Raw genomic sequence first — 14,037 nt, 5'->3', positions numbered from 1 at the left:
AACTCTTTAAAACAACTCTTTAAAACAACTCTTTAAAACAACTCTTTAAAACAACTCTTTAAAACAACTCTTTAAAACAACTCTTTAAAATTTGGAACATTTATTGCTTTAAAAGTTCTAAGCAATATTTTGAAAGGATTTAAAATGGGTTTTAGAATAAACACCAACATAGGTGCAATGAATGCACATGCAAATTCAACTATCACAGCAAGAGAGCTTGATAAGTCTTTATCAAGACTTAGTTCAGGTCTTAGAATCAACTCTGCAGCAGATGATGCTTCAGGTATGGCTATAGCAGATAGCTTAAGATCACAAGCTGCAACTTTAGGTCAAGCAATAAATAATGGTAATGATGCTATAGGTATTTTACAAACAGCTGATAAGGCTATGGATGAGCAGCTTAAAATCTTAGATACTATCAAAGTAAAAGCTACTCAAGCAGCACAAGATGGACAAAGTACTAAAACAAGAAATATGCTTCAAGCTGATATTAATCGTTTGATGGAAGAGCTTGACAATATAGCTAACACCACAGCTTTTAATGGCAAACAACTTTTAAGCGGAAACTTTATAAATCAAGAATTCCAACTAGGTGCACAGTCAAATCAAACCGTAAAAGCTAGTATAGGGCCAACTCAAAGTTCTAAAATAGGTGTAACTAGGTTTGAAACAGGCTCACAAGCTAAAGATAGTGGTATAGCTCAACTTACTATCAAAAATTATAATGGGGTAGATGATTTTAAATTCCAACCTGTGGTGATTTCTACTTCAGTAGGAACAGGACTTGGTGCTTTAGCTGAAGAGATTAATAGAGTTTCTGATATCACAGGTGTTAGAGCAAATTTCTTAGTTGAAACTACGGGTGTTGGTCCTATAAAAGCTGGTGTTACGAGTGATGATTTTGCTATAAATGGAGTGAAGATAGGTAGAATAGAATATCAAGATAGTGATCAAAATGGCTCTTTAGTAGCTGCTATAAATTCAGTTAAAGATAGCACAGGGGTAGAAGCTTCAAGAGATGCTAATGGTAGACTTGTATTAACCTCAAGAGATGGTAGAGGTATTAAAATAGATGGTAGTATGGGTCCTGGAGCAGGAGTTATGAAAAAAGACTATGAAAATTATGGTCGTTTATCTTTAATCAAAAATGATGGTAAAGATATATTAATATCAGGAAGTAATCTTTCTACTATAGGTATGGGTACAACTGATATGATCTCTCAAGCTTCTGTATCTTTAAGAGAATCAAAGGGTAGAATTGACACCAATGTAGCTGATGCTATGGGCTTTAATGCTTATAAAGGCGGTGGTAAGATGATAGTGACATTTTCATCTGTTTCTGCTTTTATGGGTGCTCAAGGTAGTGGTATGAGTGAAGGCTCAGGTTTTTCAGTAGGAAGTGGTAAGGATATGTCTAAAGTATATAACTCTACTGATGCTTTAGCTTTTGTAACCGCTTTTTCAGCTGCTTTTGGAGTAAGTCCTGGTAATGGGGTTTCTCAATTTGCTAACTTTGCTGTATCGGCAAATATAGCAGCTAAAGATCAAGAAGCTGGCGTTACCACGCTTAAAGGTGCTATGGCTGTGATGGATATAGCTGAAACTGCTATTACCAACCTTGATAAAATTAGAGCTGACATTGGTTCTGTGCAAAATCAAATCACAGCTACACTAAATAACATCAGTGTAACCCAAGTAAATATCAAATCAGCTGAATCAAACATCAGAGATGTAGACTTTGCAGCAGAAAGTGCAAACTTTGCTAAACATAACATCCTAGCTCAAAGTGGATCTTATGCTATGAGTCAGGCTAATGCTGTGCAACAAAATGTAATGAGATTATTACAATAGTTAGGAAATCCAAAACACCTTGAAATTCAAGGTGTTTCTTTAAAACAACTCTTTAAAACAACTCTTTAAAACAACTCTTTAAAACAACTCTTTAAAACAACTCTTTAAAACAACTCTTTAAAACAACTCTTTAAAACAACTCTTTAAAATTTGGAACATTTATTGCTTTAAAAGTTCTAAGCAATATTTTGAAAGGATTTAAAATGGGTTTTAGAATAAACACCAACATAGGTGCAATGAATGCACATGCAAATTCAACTATCACAGCAAGAGAGCTTGATAAGTCTTTATCAAGACTTAGTTCAGGTCTTAGAATCAACTCTGCAGCAGATGATGCTTCAGGTATGGCTATAGCAGATAGCTTAAGATCACAAGCTGCAACTTTAGGTCAAGCAATAAATAATGGTAATGATGCTATAGGTATTTTACAAACAGCTGATAAGGCTATGGATGAGCAGCTTAAAATCTTAGATACTATCAAAGTAAAAGCTACTCAAGCAGCACAAGATGGACAAAGTACTAAAACAAGAAATATGCTTCAAGCTGATATTAATCGTTTGATGGAAGAGCTTGACAATATAGCTAACACCACAGCTTTTAATGGCAAACAACTTTTAAGCGGAAACTTTATAAATCAAGAATTCCAACTAGGTGCACAGTCAAATCAAACCGTAAAAGCTAGTATAGGGCCAACTCAAAGTTCTAAAATAGGTGTAACTAGGTTTGAAACAGGCTCACAAGCTAAAGATAGTGGTATAGCTCAACTTACTATCAAAAATTATAATGGGGTAGATGATTTTAAATTCCAACCTGTGGTGATTTCTACTTCAGTAGGAACAGGACTTGGTGCTTTAGCTGAAGAGATTAATAGAGTTTCTGATATCACAGGTGTTAGAGCAAATTTCTTAGTTGAAACTACGGGTGTTGGTCCTATAAAAGCTGGTGTTACGAGTGATGATTTTGCTATAAATGGAGTGAAGATAGGTAGAATAGAATATCAAGATAGTGATCAAAATGGCTCTTTAGTAGCTGCTATAAATTCAGTTAAAGATAGCACAGGGGTAGAAGCTTCAAGAGATGCTAATGGTAGACTTGTATTAACCTCAAGAGATGGTAGAGGTATTAAAATAGATGGTAGTATGGGTCCTGGAGCAGGAGTTATGAAAAAAGACTATGAAAATTATGGTCGTTTATCTTTAATCAAAAATGATGGTAAAGATATATTAATATCAGGAAGTAATCTTTCTACTATAGGTATGGGTACAACTGATATGATCTCTCAAGCTTCTGTATCTTTAAGAGAATCAAAGGGTAGAATTGACACCAATGTAGCTGATGCTATGGGCTTTAATGCTTATAAAGGCGGTGGTAAGATGATAGTGACATTTTCATCTGTTTCTGCTTTTATGGGTGCTCAAGGTAGTGGTATGAGTGAAGGCTCAGGTTTTTCAGTAGGAAGTGGTAAGGATATGTCTAAAGTATATAACTCTACTGATGCTTTAGCTTTTGTAACCGCTTTTTCAGCTGCTTTTGGAGTAAGTCCTGGTAATGGGGTTTCTCAATTTGCTAACTTTGCTGTATCGGCAAATATAGCAGCTAAAGATCAAGAAGCTGGCGTTACCACGCTTAAAGGTGCTATGGCTGTGATGGATATAGCTGAAACTGCTATTACCAACCTTGATAAAATTAGAGCTGACATTGGTTCTGTGCAAAATCAAATCACAGCTACACTAAATAACATCAGTGTAACCCAAGTAAATATCAAATCAGCTGAATCAAACATCAGAGATGTAGACTTTGCAGCAGAAAGTGCAAACTTTGCTAAACATAACATCCTAGCTCAAAGTGGATCTTATGCTATGAGTCAGGCTAATGCTGTGCAACAAAATGTAATGAGATTATTACAATAGTTAGGAAATCCAAAACACCTTGAAATTCAAGGTGTTTCTTTAAAACAACTCTTTAAAACAACTCTTTAAAACAACTCTTTAAAACAACTCTTTAAAACAACTCTTTAAAACAACTCTTTAAAACAACTCTTTAAAACAACTCTTTAAAATTTGGAACATTTATTGCTTTAAAAGTTCTAAGCAATATTTTGAAAGGATTTAAAATGGGTTTTAGAATAAACACCAACATAGGTGCAATGAATGCACATGCAAATTCAACTATCACAGCAAGAGAGCTTGATAAGTCTTTATCAAGACTTAGTTCAGGTCTTAGAATCAACTCTGCAGCAGATGATGCTTCAGGTATGGCTATAGCAGATAGCTTAAGATCACAAGCTGCAACTTTAGGTCAAGCAATAAATAATGGTAATGATGCTATAGGTATTTTACAAACAGCTGATAAGGCTATGGATGAGCAGCTTAAAATCTTAGATACTATCAAAGTAAAAGCTACTCAAGCAGCACAAGATGGACAAAGTACTAAAACAAGAAATATGCTTCAAGCTGATATTAATCGTTTGATGGAAGAGCTTGACAATATAGCTAACACCACAGCTTTTAATGGCAAACAACTTTTAAGCGGAAACTTTATAAATCAAGAATTCCAACTAGGTGCACAGTCAAATCAAACCGTAAAAGCTAGTATAGGGCCAACTCAAAGTTCTAAAATAGGTGTAACTAGGTTTGAAACAGGCTCACAAGCTAAAGATAGTGGTATAGCTCAACTTACTATCAAAAATTATAATGGGGTAGATGATTTTAAATTCCAACCTGTGGTGATTTCTACTTCAGTAGGAACAGGACTTGGTGCTTTAGCTGAAGAGATTAATAGAGTTTCTGATATCACAGGTGTTAGAGCAAATTTCTTAGTTGAAACTACGGGTGTTGGTCCTATAAAAGCTGGTGTTACGAGTGATGATTTTGCTATAAATGGAGTGAAGATAGGTAGAATAGAATATCAAGATAGTGATCAAAATGGCTCTTTAGTAGCTGCTATAAATTCAGTTAAAGATAGCACAGGGGTAGAAGCTTCAAGAGATGCTAATGGTAGACTTGTATTAACCTCAAGAGATGGTAGAGGTATTAAAATAGATGGTAGTATGGGTCCTGGAGCAGGAGTTATGAAAAAAGACTATGAAAATTATGGTCGTTTATCTTTAATCAAAAATGATGGTAAAGATATATTAATATCAGGAAGTAATCTTTCTACTATAGGTATGGGTACAACTGATATGATCTCTCAAGCTTCTGTATCTTTAAGAGAATCAAAGGGTAGAATTGACACCAATGTAGCTGATGCTATGGGCTTTAATGCTTATAAAGGCGGTGGTAAGATGATAGTGACATTTTCATCTGTTTCTGCTTTTATGGGTGCTCAAGGTAGTGGTATGAGTGAAGGCTCAGGTTTTTCAGTAGGAAGTGGTAAGGATATGTCTAAAGTATATAACTCTACTGATGCTTTAGCTTTTGTAACCGCTTTTTCAGCTGCTTTTGGAGTAAGTCCTGGTAATGGGGTTTCTCAATTTGCTAACTTTGCTGTATCGGCAAATATAGCAGCTAAAGATCAAGAAGCTGGCGTTACCACGCTTAAAGGTGCTATGGCTGTGATGGATATAGCTGAAACTGCTATTACCAACCTTGATAAAATTAGAGCTGACATTGGTTCTGTGCAAAATCAAATCACAGCTACACTAAATAACATCAGTGTAACCCAAGTAAATATCAAATCAGCTGAATCAAACATCAGAGATGTAGACTTTGCAGCAGAAAGTGCAAACTTTGCTAAACATAACATCCTAGCTCAAAGTGGATCTTATGCTATGAGTCAGGCTAATGCTGTGCAACAAAATGTAATGAGATTATTACAATAGTTAGGAAATCCAAAACACCTTGAAATTCAAGGTGTTTCTTTAAAACAACTCTTTAAAACAACTCTTTAAAACAACTCTTTAAAACAACTCTTTAAAACAACTCTTTAAAACAACTCTTTAAAACAACTCTTTAAAACAACTCTTTAAAATTTGGAACATTTATTGCTTTAAAAGTTCTAAGCAATATTTTGAAAGGATTTAAAATGGGTTTTAGAATAAACACCAACATAGGTGCAATGAATGCACATGCAAATTCAACTATCACAGCAAGAGAGCTTGATAAGTCTTTATCAAGACTTAGTTCAGGTCTTAGAATCAACTCTGCAGCAGATGATGCTTCAGGTATGGCTATAGCAGATAGCTTAAGATCACAAGCTGCAACTTTAGGTCAAGCAATAAATAATGGTAATGATGCTATAGGTATTTTACAAACAGCTGATAAGGCTATGGATGAGCAGCTTAAAATCTTAGATACTATCAAAGTAAAAGCTACTCAAGCAGCACAAGATGGACAAAGTACTAAAACAAGAAATATGCTTCAAGCTGATATTAATCGTTTGATGGAAGAGCTTGACAATATAGCTAACACCACAGCTTTTAATGGCAAACAACTTTTAAGCGGAAACTTTATAAATCAAGAATTCCAACTAGGTGCACAGTCAAATCAAACCGTAAAAGCTAGTATAGGGCCAACTCAAAGTTCTAAAATAGGTGTAACTAGGTTTGAAACAGGCTCACAAGCTAAAGATAGTGGTATAGCTCAACTTACTATCAAAAATTATAATGGGGTAGATGATTTTAAATTCCAACCTGTGGTGATTTCTACTTCAGTAGGAACAGGACTTGGTGCTTTAGCTGAAGAGATTAATAGAGTTTCTGATATCACAGGTGTTAGAGCAAATTTCTTAGTTGAAACTACGGGTGTTGGTCCTATAAAAGCTGGTGTTACGAGTGATGATTTTGCTATAAATGGAGTGAAGATAGGTAGAATAGAATATCAAGATAGTGATCAAAATGGCTCTTTAGTAGCTGCTATAAATTCAGTTAAAGATAGCACAGGGGTAGAAGCTTCAAGAGATGCTAATGGTAGACTTGTATTAACCTCAAGAGATGGTAGAGGTATTAAAATAGATGGTAGTATGGGTCCTGGAGCAGGAGTTATGAAAAAAGACTATGAAAATTATGGTCGTTTATCTTTAATCAAAAATGATGGTAAAGATATATTAATATCAGGAAGTAATCTTTCTACTATAGGTATGGGTACAACTGATATGATCTCTCAAGCTTCTGTATCTTTAAGAGAATCAAAGGGTAGAATTGACACCAATGTAGCTGATGCTATGGGCTTTAATGCTTATAAAGGCGGTGGTAAGATGATAGTGACATTTTCATCTGTTTCTGCTTTTATGGGTGCTCAAGGTAGTGGTATGAGTGAAGGCTCAGGTTTTTCAGTAGGAAGTGGTAAGGATATGTCTAAAGTATATAACTCTACTGATGCTTTAGCTTTTGTAACCGCTTTTTCAGCTGCTTTTGGAGTAAGTCCTGGTAATGGGGTTTCTCAATTTGCTAATTTTAATACTGCTGGTGGCATGGAAATAGCAGCTAATGATCAAACTCCAGGTGTTACTACTCTTAAAGGTGCTATGGCTGTGATGGATATAGTAGAAACTGCTACAGCAAATCTAGATGCCATTAGAGCTGACATTGGTGCGGTGCAAAATCAAATCACAGCTACACTAAATAACATCAGTGTAACCCAAGTAAATATCAAATCAGCTGAATCAAACATCAGAGATGTAGACTTTGCAGCAGAAAGTGCAAATTTCTCTAAATACAACATCCTAGCTCAAAGTGGATCTTATGCTATGAGTCAGGCTAATGCTGTGCAACAAAATGTTTTAAAACTCTTACAATAAATCCAAATAATATAAGGCAGTTTCGCCTTATATTAAATTTCTTTTTTCTAAAATATCTTGTAAAGGTATGATGGCTATTTTTAAAGCTTTTTCTTGGACTAAAGCTAACTCGCTAATTTCTTCTAGCCAAGATTTATGTGCTGTAATCCAAGCAACAAGTTTATTTTGTTTATCGCTATCATTGTGCATAGGATTAACATAGATTTTTGAGAAATTACTTTCAAGATGAAATAAAGAAGGACTTAAAACTTCTCTTAAGAAAATGTATTTATTACTTTCTATAGTCTCTTTTAGTTGATCTATTTTTATATTTAACTCATGTAAAGTATAGTGTGTTTTGCTTTGATAGTTTAATTCTTTATGTAATTTTTTACAAATTTTTAAGAATTTTTCATTAGCTTTTATATTTTGTTTGATTTGTTTGTAAGCTTTTAGCATAAGCTCTTGGCTATCTTTGCGTTTTGGTGGATTTAGCTTTGGAAAAGGTTTTTTTACCTCATCTTTTAAAAACTCTTTACAAATTTCTTTAAAAGGTTTTTCTATGGTTCCTTCTATCCTTGCTCCGCCTTCTGTGGCATTGTAAATTTTTGCTTTTGTTTGTTTGTGAAATAAACTTTCAAAAATTTGTTTAAATAATATCCAAACCTCTGAACTTTGCACATAAGTTTTTCCGCCATAAGCTAAGGTTTCAAATTTTCCATGATCGCGTTCAAAATCTCCTTCGTGATAACTTTCATGTAAAAATCCTTCACTATGAGTTTGTCCATCATCACTATAAGCTAAATCTTGTCCTATTAAGATGATATTTTCATGTCCTAGTAAAAGTGCTAGTTCATAGTTTAAATGTGCTACGCTCATTCCACCGCTTACATAGCCAAAATCATGCAATCCTAAAGAATAAGCAAAAGGCATTGATCTTGAAACTAAAATATATTTTCTTTTATTTTTTTCTAAAAATTTTATACTATCTTTATATACTAATGAAGCTAAAATAAAAGTAATGTCTTTATCAAATTCTTTAAAATCATTATCAAAGCATTTTGATACCACATCATCTCTTTCTAGCATACAAACATAATCAGGTTTTATACCTGCCTTTGCTAAGATAGGATAAGCGCTATCAGCACAAAATATAGTAGCTTTGTTAGCATATTTTTTAAGTAAAGGAAGTTGTTTTTTTAAAGAAGGTCCAGTGGCTACCAATATAGCATTTTTGCTTTTATTTGATCTTTTTTTCTTAAATTCGTTAAAACTTGGATGTGTAAGCATTTTAGGTAAATTTAGAACAAATTGCTCTATGCCTTGCATAGCATCAATTGGATCATTTCCTCTTCTTAAAGCAATATTTTTAATAACTTTGGAATTTAAATCATTTATGTTTTTAATTTCTTCTTTTTGTCTTTCTTCATAAAATTCGCAATGAATATGTAGAGTGTAAGTTTTTAAAAATAAATTTAAAAAAGAGCACAATGTATCAGCTTTTGTATAGTTAAATTCCTTTGTATGGATTAAAATAAATCTACCTTCTAAAAGTTCTTTGGAAAAATCTATCATATTAAAAACTAAAAATATTAACTCAATGTCTTTTTCATATACAATAACTCTTTTATGTTCTTTATTTGCAAGCAAACTTTTGTAAAATATACCATTGCCTAATCCATAGAAAAAAAGTATAGGGTATCTTAAGTATTCTTTATTAAATAGCTCAATTTTTTCTTGTAGTTCTTTTAAAGGATTTATATATAAATTTTTTATATTTTTATAGCATATATTACAATTTAAAGGATCTTTATCAAAAACATAAATATAATCTTTAGCTTCTTTTATTCTACCTAATTTTCTTTTTAGTGTTTGATATTCACTTCCTTTTAAGGCTTTTAAATTTTTTTTAAAAATCTCTGTTTTCATTTTTATCCTTTTTGATTAAAAAAATAATATCGTCATTTTTTATGTTTTTTATCAAAAATTTGATGTGTTATTGTTTTAAATTTTCTTTTATAGTTTTATTATAATTTTCAAGATATAAAATAATCTCATCAAAAAAATCGATTTGTTGTTCTAAGAAAGATTTTGTATTTTTTTCTTTTTCAACTTTGTATTTTAAAACCTCACATTCATTTTGAAAGCATCTAGCTTGTAAAATATCTGAAAAAAAATCACTTTTTGGGAGCTTAAGTCTTAGTTTTTCTAATCTTTCTAAGTTTTTATCCTTAATAGCTTTTTTACATTCATTGATAAAAATTTCACTTTGTTTTATTTGTTTGTTGAGTTTTTCTTTGCATTGTTTTAGTTTTTTTTGTGGATTTTTTGCTTTTGTTAAAATAATATTTTTTTCAATTTTTTCTTTTAAAAACTCTTCACAAATTTCTTTAAAAGGTTTTTCTATAGTCCCTTCTATCCTTGCCCCACCTTCTGTGGCATTATAAGTTTTGATTTTTAATATATCTCTAGCTAGAGCTATATCTTTTTCAAAACTTTTTAAAAACAAATACCATGTGAGTTGTGTTTTTACTTCTTTATTGCCTCCATATGCACAGATTGTTTTATAAACAACTTCTTCATCTCCTTGATCACCATATAAATGTTCTTTTGGGTGAGACTTTCCATCATCACTATAAGCTAGATCTTGCCCTATTAAAATAATATTTTCAAATCTTAAAGCTCCAGCTAACTCATAAGCCATATTAGCAACACTCATGCCATTTCCCAAAAAACCATATTCATTTAAGCCAAGTTTGCTTTCAAAAAACAAAGGTCTTAAAACAAGCATATAATTTCTATTGTTTTTTTCTAAATATTCTATAGTTTTAGGATGAGTTAAAGAGGCTATGATAAATAAAATATTTTTATCAAATTCTCCAAAATCATTATTAAAAAATTCGCTAGTCATATCTTCTCTTTCTAGTGAAAAGACATAATCAGGCTTAATTCCTTCTTTAGCTAAGATAATATAAGAGCTATCAGCACTAAAAATCACAACATTTTCTTGGTATTTTTTTAAAAGCGGAAGTTGTTTCATCAAAGAAGGACCTGTTGAAACTATAATGGCATTTTTTGCTCTTGCTTTTCTATCTTTTATTAGATTTTTAAAAGGTGTATGAGTGATGATTTTTTCTAAATTTATAATATTATGTTTTATTCCTAGCAAAGCATCTTTTGGGTCATTTCCACGAGCAAGCATTAGTGTTTTTATGAGATTTAATAAAATTTGCATCACATTTTGAGCATTGGGTGTATAAAAATTAATATAAAAATCATTATAAAAATGAAAATTGAAAATTTTCAGCGTATGTTTGATTTGCGGATAATTAAATAAAACTTTAAGTTGAGCGGTGTTGATATTTGGTGTAAAAAACAAAATAAGTTTTTCTTTTCTAAGAAGTGTGGTAAAATCAATCATATGAAAAGCTAGATATAAAATTTCTAATTCTTCTTCAAAAATAACAATATGTTTTAAATTCTGATTTTTTAAAAGTTCTATAAAAAATTTTCCATCGCCAAAACCATAAAAAAATAATACTGGATATAATTGAAATTTATCATAATCAAAAGAATGATTTTCATCTAAAAAAACTTGATTTTGCAAATCAAAAATTTTATCTTCTATGATTTTAAATTTATGATTTTGAGTGATTTTTCTCAACTCATAAGCTAGTATTTGATCTACTTCAAAAAGAGCTTGGGTGTTTTTTAAAAATAATTCTTTATTCATTTAAAGTCCAAATTTTTATTTTATTATATCAAAACATATTTTTTACTATCATGATTTTTAAACAAAATATATTTTTTCATGATTATTCCTTGAAATGTTTTTCTTCTAAAGCTTTAGCAAATTCTATATCACAACTTGCTTTTTTACCAAGCATGATAGGTAAAAATTTAGGATGCAAACCTAGGCTTGGTCTTACGCTTTTTATATTTTCTCGTGTGAAAATATCACCTTTTTTGATGTCTTTGCTTGTATATAAACTTCTTGCAAAATGGCGGTTTTTTAAAGTTTTTTCATCCATGTTAAATTCTTTGTTTCCTAAAGCTTGCTCGCTTAAACGCACCATAGAACACATTTGCTTAAACTCCTCAAAATCAAGACTAAATTTAGCATCAGCACTATTTAAAGTTTTGTCTAATATAAAATGTTTTTCTATGACTCTTGCGCCAAGAGCTACGGCTAAAGTTGGTGCTAAAAATCCCTCGCTATGATCACTTAAACCAACAATAGTGTTAAATTTTTCTTGTAAAGTTTTTATGACATTTAAATTTAAATCATAAATTTGTGAAGGATAAGCCGAGGTGCATTTAAGCAAAATCAAATTCGGATTGTTTTCTTCTTTAAAAATTTTAACAATCATTTCAAGTTCTTCTTCATAGGCTATGCCTGTAGAAACTAAAGTAGGTTTGTTTTCTTTTGCCACACAACGCACAAAATCATAATCATTTGCTTCAAAGGAAGCGATTTTATAAGCTGGGGGATTAAATCGCCTTAAAAAATTTACATCTTCCTTAGAAAAAGGACTAGAAAAGCAAATTAAACCTTCATTTTTAGCACATTCAAAAAGTTTTTCATGCCACTCATAAGGAGTTTTAGCTTCTTCGTAGAGCTCATATAGTTTGCGTCCATGCCATAAACCACCTTCAATAATAAAATCTTTTTTGTCAGAATTTAGTGTTAAGCTATCTGGGGTATAGGTTTGAATTTTTATAGCATTAGCTCCTGCTTGTTTGGCTGCTTGTATAGTTTTTAAAGCTATTTCAAGACTATTTGCATGATTGGCTGAAAGTTCAGCGATGATGAAAACTTTTTCATTTATGTTAAAATTTTCTATAAACATCAAAAAACCTTTTTTAATTTAAATAAAAATTTACTATATTTTATATTTTAATTATTAATTGTGATTAAAGGTTTATTTAGTAAAATAAATTTATTATAAAGTTATCTAAGGAAAAAACTATGACTAAAACACTAGAATATTCGATTTATCACTTTTGTGAACACATTTTAAAACTTAAAATTACACCAACAAGCGTGATTAGAGGCGAGCTTTATGGGGCTTCTATACCTTTGTATTTTAAAGATGAAGAATATAGTTTTTATCTGTTTTTTCAAAAAAAGGCTCTTAATGAGATTGCGCAATTTTTATTGCATGAAGAGTTAAAAGAAGATGATCTAGCAGATTTAGTAAAAGAAGTAGCTAATCAAATTATAGGTTATGCCAAAAAATTACTTAACGACACTAATGGCAAAGATGAGTATCGTTTGGGTGTTCCTGAATATTTAGGACGTATTGATGGATTTTCAAAAATCAAACTCAAAGAAAAATTTACTTATGAAATGAAAAATGCTCGTTTTAGAATAGGTTATAAAAAATTATGATAGAAGATCATTTAGGATTGTTGCAATCTTATGAAGATATTTTAGATATTAGCGTTGATTTTGTTAGTGAGCTTGGTACTACTAATATGAGCGTAAGAGAGCTTTTAAAACTAGAAGTTGGTTCTGTGATAGATCTTGAAAAGCCAGCGGGTGAAAGCGTGGAACTTTATTTAAATAGAAGAATTTTTGGAAAAGGTGAGGTAATGGTGTATGAGAAAAACCTTGCTATAAGGATTAATGAAATTTTAGATTCTAAATCAGTATTGCAGTATTTCAAAAAAGAATTGCAATGAAATTTATTTGGATTTTATTACTCGCTTTACCTCTTTTTGGGGCAAAAATTCTTGATTACAATATTTATCCAAGAGAAGATAGGGTGGATATTACTTTTTCATTTGATGTTCCTTATAAAGAAGGTATTAGTCAAAAGAAAAAAGATGGTATTATTATTTTTACTTTAAATGCTAAAAGTGCAAAAGAGGAAGATAGAGCGTTAAATTCTGATATTATAAAAAAAATTAAAATTTTTTCAGAAGATAAAAAAACTTTTATAGCTTTAAGTGTAGGCGATAAAATACAAATCACCGCTGATGCAATTGGCGAATATGGTTTAAGGTTGCGTGCTCAAAAAGAAGGTGTAAATTTAAGTACTAAAAAAAGCTTAGAGGAAAAAAACGAGGAAATAAAAATGCAAGAATATGATTTTACAAATTATATTTTAGTTGTAAGCATTTTGATACTTTTGCTTGTTGGACTTTGGTTTTTAAAAATATATCTAAGACAAAAACACCCTTTAGATAGGAATTTTAATTTAATCTTTCAAAGACCACTTGATAGACACAATCAACTTGTAGTTTTTGAATATGGTTTAAAGCGTTATACTATGATTATAGGAAATTCTAATGTGGTATTAGAAACAAATGAAGCTTTGATAAAAAATGAAGAACAAAACAAAGCACCTCAAAAGCCAAAAGAAAAAGATTTTGACTCTTATTTTGAAGAAAATAAACAAAGATTGCAAAATTTACTTTTAAAACAAAATAATTAATTTTGCTGATTAAAAGCTAAAATGATAAGTT

The 14,037-nt window shown here is 31.1% G+C and carries 10 protein-coding genes; 7 read left to right on the top strand and 3 right to left on the bottom strand.

From position 1 onward, the window contains the following. Positions 1 to 144 precede the first annotated feature (144 nt). The 4 genes from L8W57_RS02595 (at position 145) to L8W57_RS02580 (ending at position 7,587) form a co-directional block, all read left to right on the top strand. Positions 145 to 1,851, top strand: a complete 1,707-nt coding sequence (locus tag L8W57_RS02595; RefSeq protein ID WP_263661943.1) for a flagellin A — start codon at positions 145 to 147, stop codon at positions 1,849 to 1,851. A 203-nt stretch (positions 1,852 to 2,054) separates the two neighbouring features. Next, entirely contained in the window at positions 2,055 to 3,761 is a 1,707-nt protein-coding gene (locus L8W57_RS02590; RefSeq protein WP_263661943.1) for a flagellin A, read from the top strand. Positions 3,762 to 3,964: 203 nt separating this feature from the next. Further along, the gene (locus L8W57_RS02585; protein WP_263661943.1) at positions 3,965 to 5,671 is read left to right on the top strand and encodes a flagellin A; all 1,707 of its coding nucleotides are present in this window, start codon (positions 3,965 to 3,967) and stop codon (positions 5,669 to 5,671) included. A gap of 203 nt (positions 5,672 to 5,874) precedes the next feature. Further along, entirely contained in the window at positions 5,875 to 7,587 is a 1,713-nt protein-coding gene (locus L8W57_RS02580; protein ID WP_263661942.1) for a flagellin A, read from the top strand. Positions 7,588 to 7,614: 27 nt separating this feature from the next. Here L8W57_RS02580 and L8W57_RS02575 read toward each other — a convergent pair whose 3' ends face one another. The 3 genes from L8W57_RS02575 to pseI all read right to left on the bottom strand — a co-directional run bounded on the left by L8W57_RS02575 (position 7,615) and on the right by pseI (position 12,416). Beyond that, on the bottom strand, positions 7,615 to 9,495 hold the full coding sequence (locus L8W57_RS02575) for a motility associated factor glycosyltransferase family protein (protein ID WP_263661941.1): 1,881 nt from the start codon (positions 9,493 to 9,495) through the stop codon (positions 7,615 to 7,617). A gap of 67 nt (positions 9,496 to 9,562) precedes the next feature. Next, positions 9,563 to 11,299 carry a motility associated factor glycosyltransferase family protein gene (locus L8W57_RS02570; protein WP_133319687.1) on the bottom strand — a complete coding sequence of 579 codons (1,737 nt, stop codon included), beginning with the start codon at positions 11,297 to 11,299 and terminating at the stop codon, positions 9,563 to 9,565. Between the two features lie 82 nt (positions 11,300 to 11,381). After that, positions 11,382 to 12,416: a pseudaminic acid synthase gene (gene pseI / locus L8W57_RS02565; RefSeq protein WP_133319686.1), complete on the bottom strand. Its 1,035-nt coding sequence runs from the start codon at positions 12,414 to 12,416 to the stop codon at positions 11,382 to 11,384. 119 nt (positions 12,417 to 12,535) lie between these two features. Here pseI and L8W57_RS02560 point away from each other — a divergent pair, with 119 nt between their 5' ends. From L8W57_RS02560 to L8W57_RS02550, 3 genes are read left to right on the top strand one after another with little or no spacing between them, the layout of a single operon-like run. Then, entirely contained in the window at positions 12,536 to 12,958 is a 423-nt protein-coding gene (locus L8W57_RS02560) for a chemotaxis protein CheX (protein ID WP_133319685.1), read from the top strand. Beyond that, positions 12,955 to 13,251: a flagellar motor switch protein FliN gene (fliN, locus tag L8W57_RS02555; RefSeq protein ID WP_133319684.1), complete on the top strand. Its 297-nt coding sequence runs from the start codon at positions 12,955 to 12,957 to the stop codon at positions 13,249 to 13,251. The genes L8W57_RS02560 and fliN overlap by 4 nt, the downstream gene beginning before the upstream one ends. Then, positions 13,248 to 14,006 carry a hypothetical protein gene (locus tag L8W57_RS02550; RefSeq protein WP_263661940.1) on the top strand — a complete coding sequence of 253 codons (759 nt, stop codon included), beginning with the start codon at positions 13,248 to 13,250 and terminating at the stop codon, positions 14,004 to 14,006. Before fliN ends, L8W57_RS02550 begins: the two co-directional genes overlap by 4 nt. Positions 14,007 to 14,037: the final 31 nt, after the last annotated feature.

Source organism: Campylobacter sp. IFREMER_LSEM_CL1890, from assembly GCF_025772045.1.
GTDB classification, from domain to species: domain Bacteria; phylum Campylobacterota; class Campylobacteria; order Campylobacterales; family Campylobacteraceae; genus Campylobacter_D; species Campylobacter_D lari_D.
This window is presented reverse-complemented; position numbering and strand designations above follow the sequence as displayed.

Coding starts and splice junctions, on each gene's coding strand:
- L8W57_RS02570 (WP_133319687.1), bottom strand. CDS start 11,299: ATGAATAAAGAATTATTTTTAAAAAACACCCAAGCTCTTTTTGAAGTA.
- L8W57_RS02595 (WP_263661943.1), top strand. CDS start 145: ATGGGTTTTAGAATAAACACCAACATAGGTGCAATGAATGCACATGCA.
- L8W57_RS02590 (WP_263661943.1), top strand. CDS start 2,055: ATGGGTTTTAGAATAAACACCAACATAGGTGCAATGAATGCACATGCA.
- L8W57_RS02560 (WP_133319685.1), top strand. CDS start 12,536: ATGACTAAAACACTAGAATATTCGATTTATCACTTTTGTGAACACATT.
- pseI (WP_133319686.1), bottom strand. CDS start 12,416: ATGTTTATAGAAAATTTTAACATAAATGAAAAAGTTTTCATCATCGCT.
- L8W57_RS02585 (WP_263661943.1), top strand. CDS start 3,965: ATGGGTTTTAGAATAAACACCAACATAGGTGCAATGAATGCACATGCA.
- fliN (WP_133319684.1), top strand. CDS start 12,955: ATGATAGAAGATCATTTAGGATTGTTGCAATCTTATGAAGATATTTTA.
- L8W57_RS02550 (WP_263661940.1), top strand. CDS start 13,248: ATGAAATTTATTTGGATTTTATTACTCGCTTTACCTCTTTTTGGGGCA.
- L8W57_RS02575 (WP_263661941.1), bottom strand. CDS start 9,495: ATGAAAACAGAGATTTTTAAAAAAAATTTAAAAGCCTTAAAAGGAAGT.
- L8W57_RS02580 (WP_263661942.1), top strand. CDS start 5,875: ATGGGTTTTAGAATAAACACCAACATAGGTGCAATGAATGCACATGCA.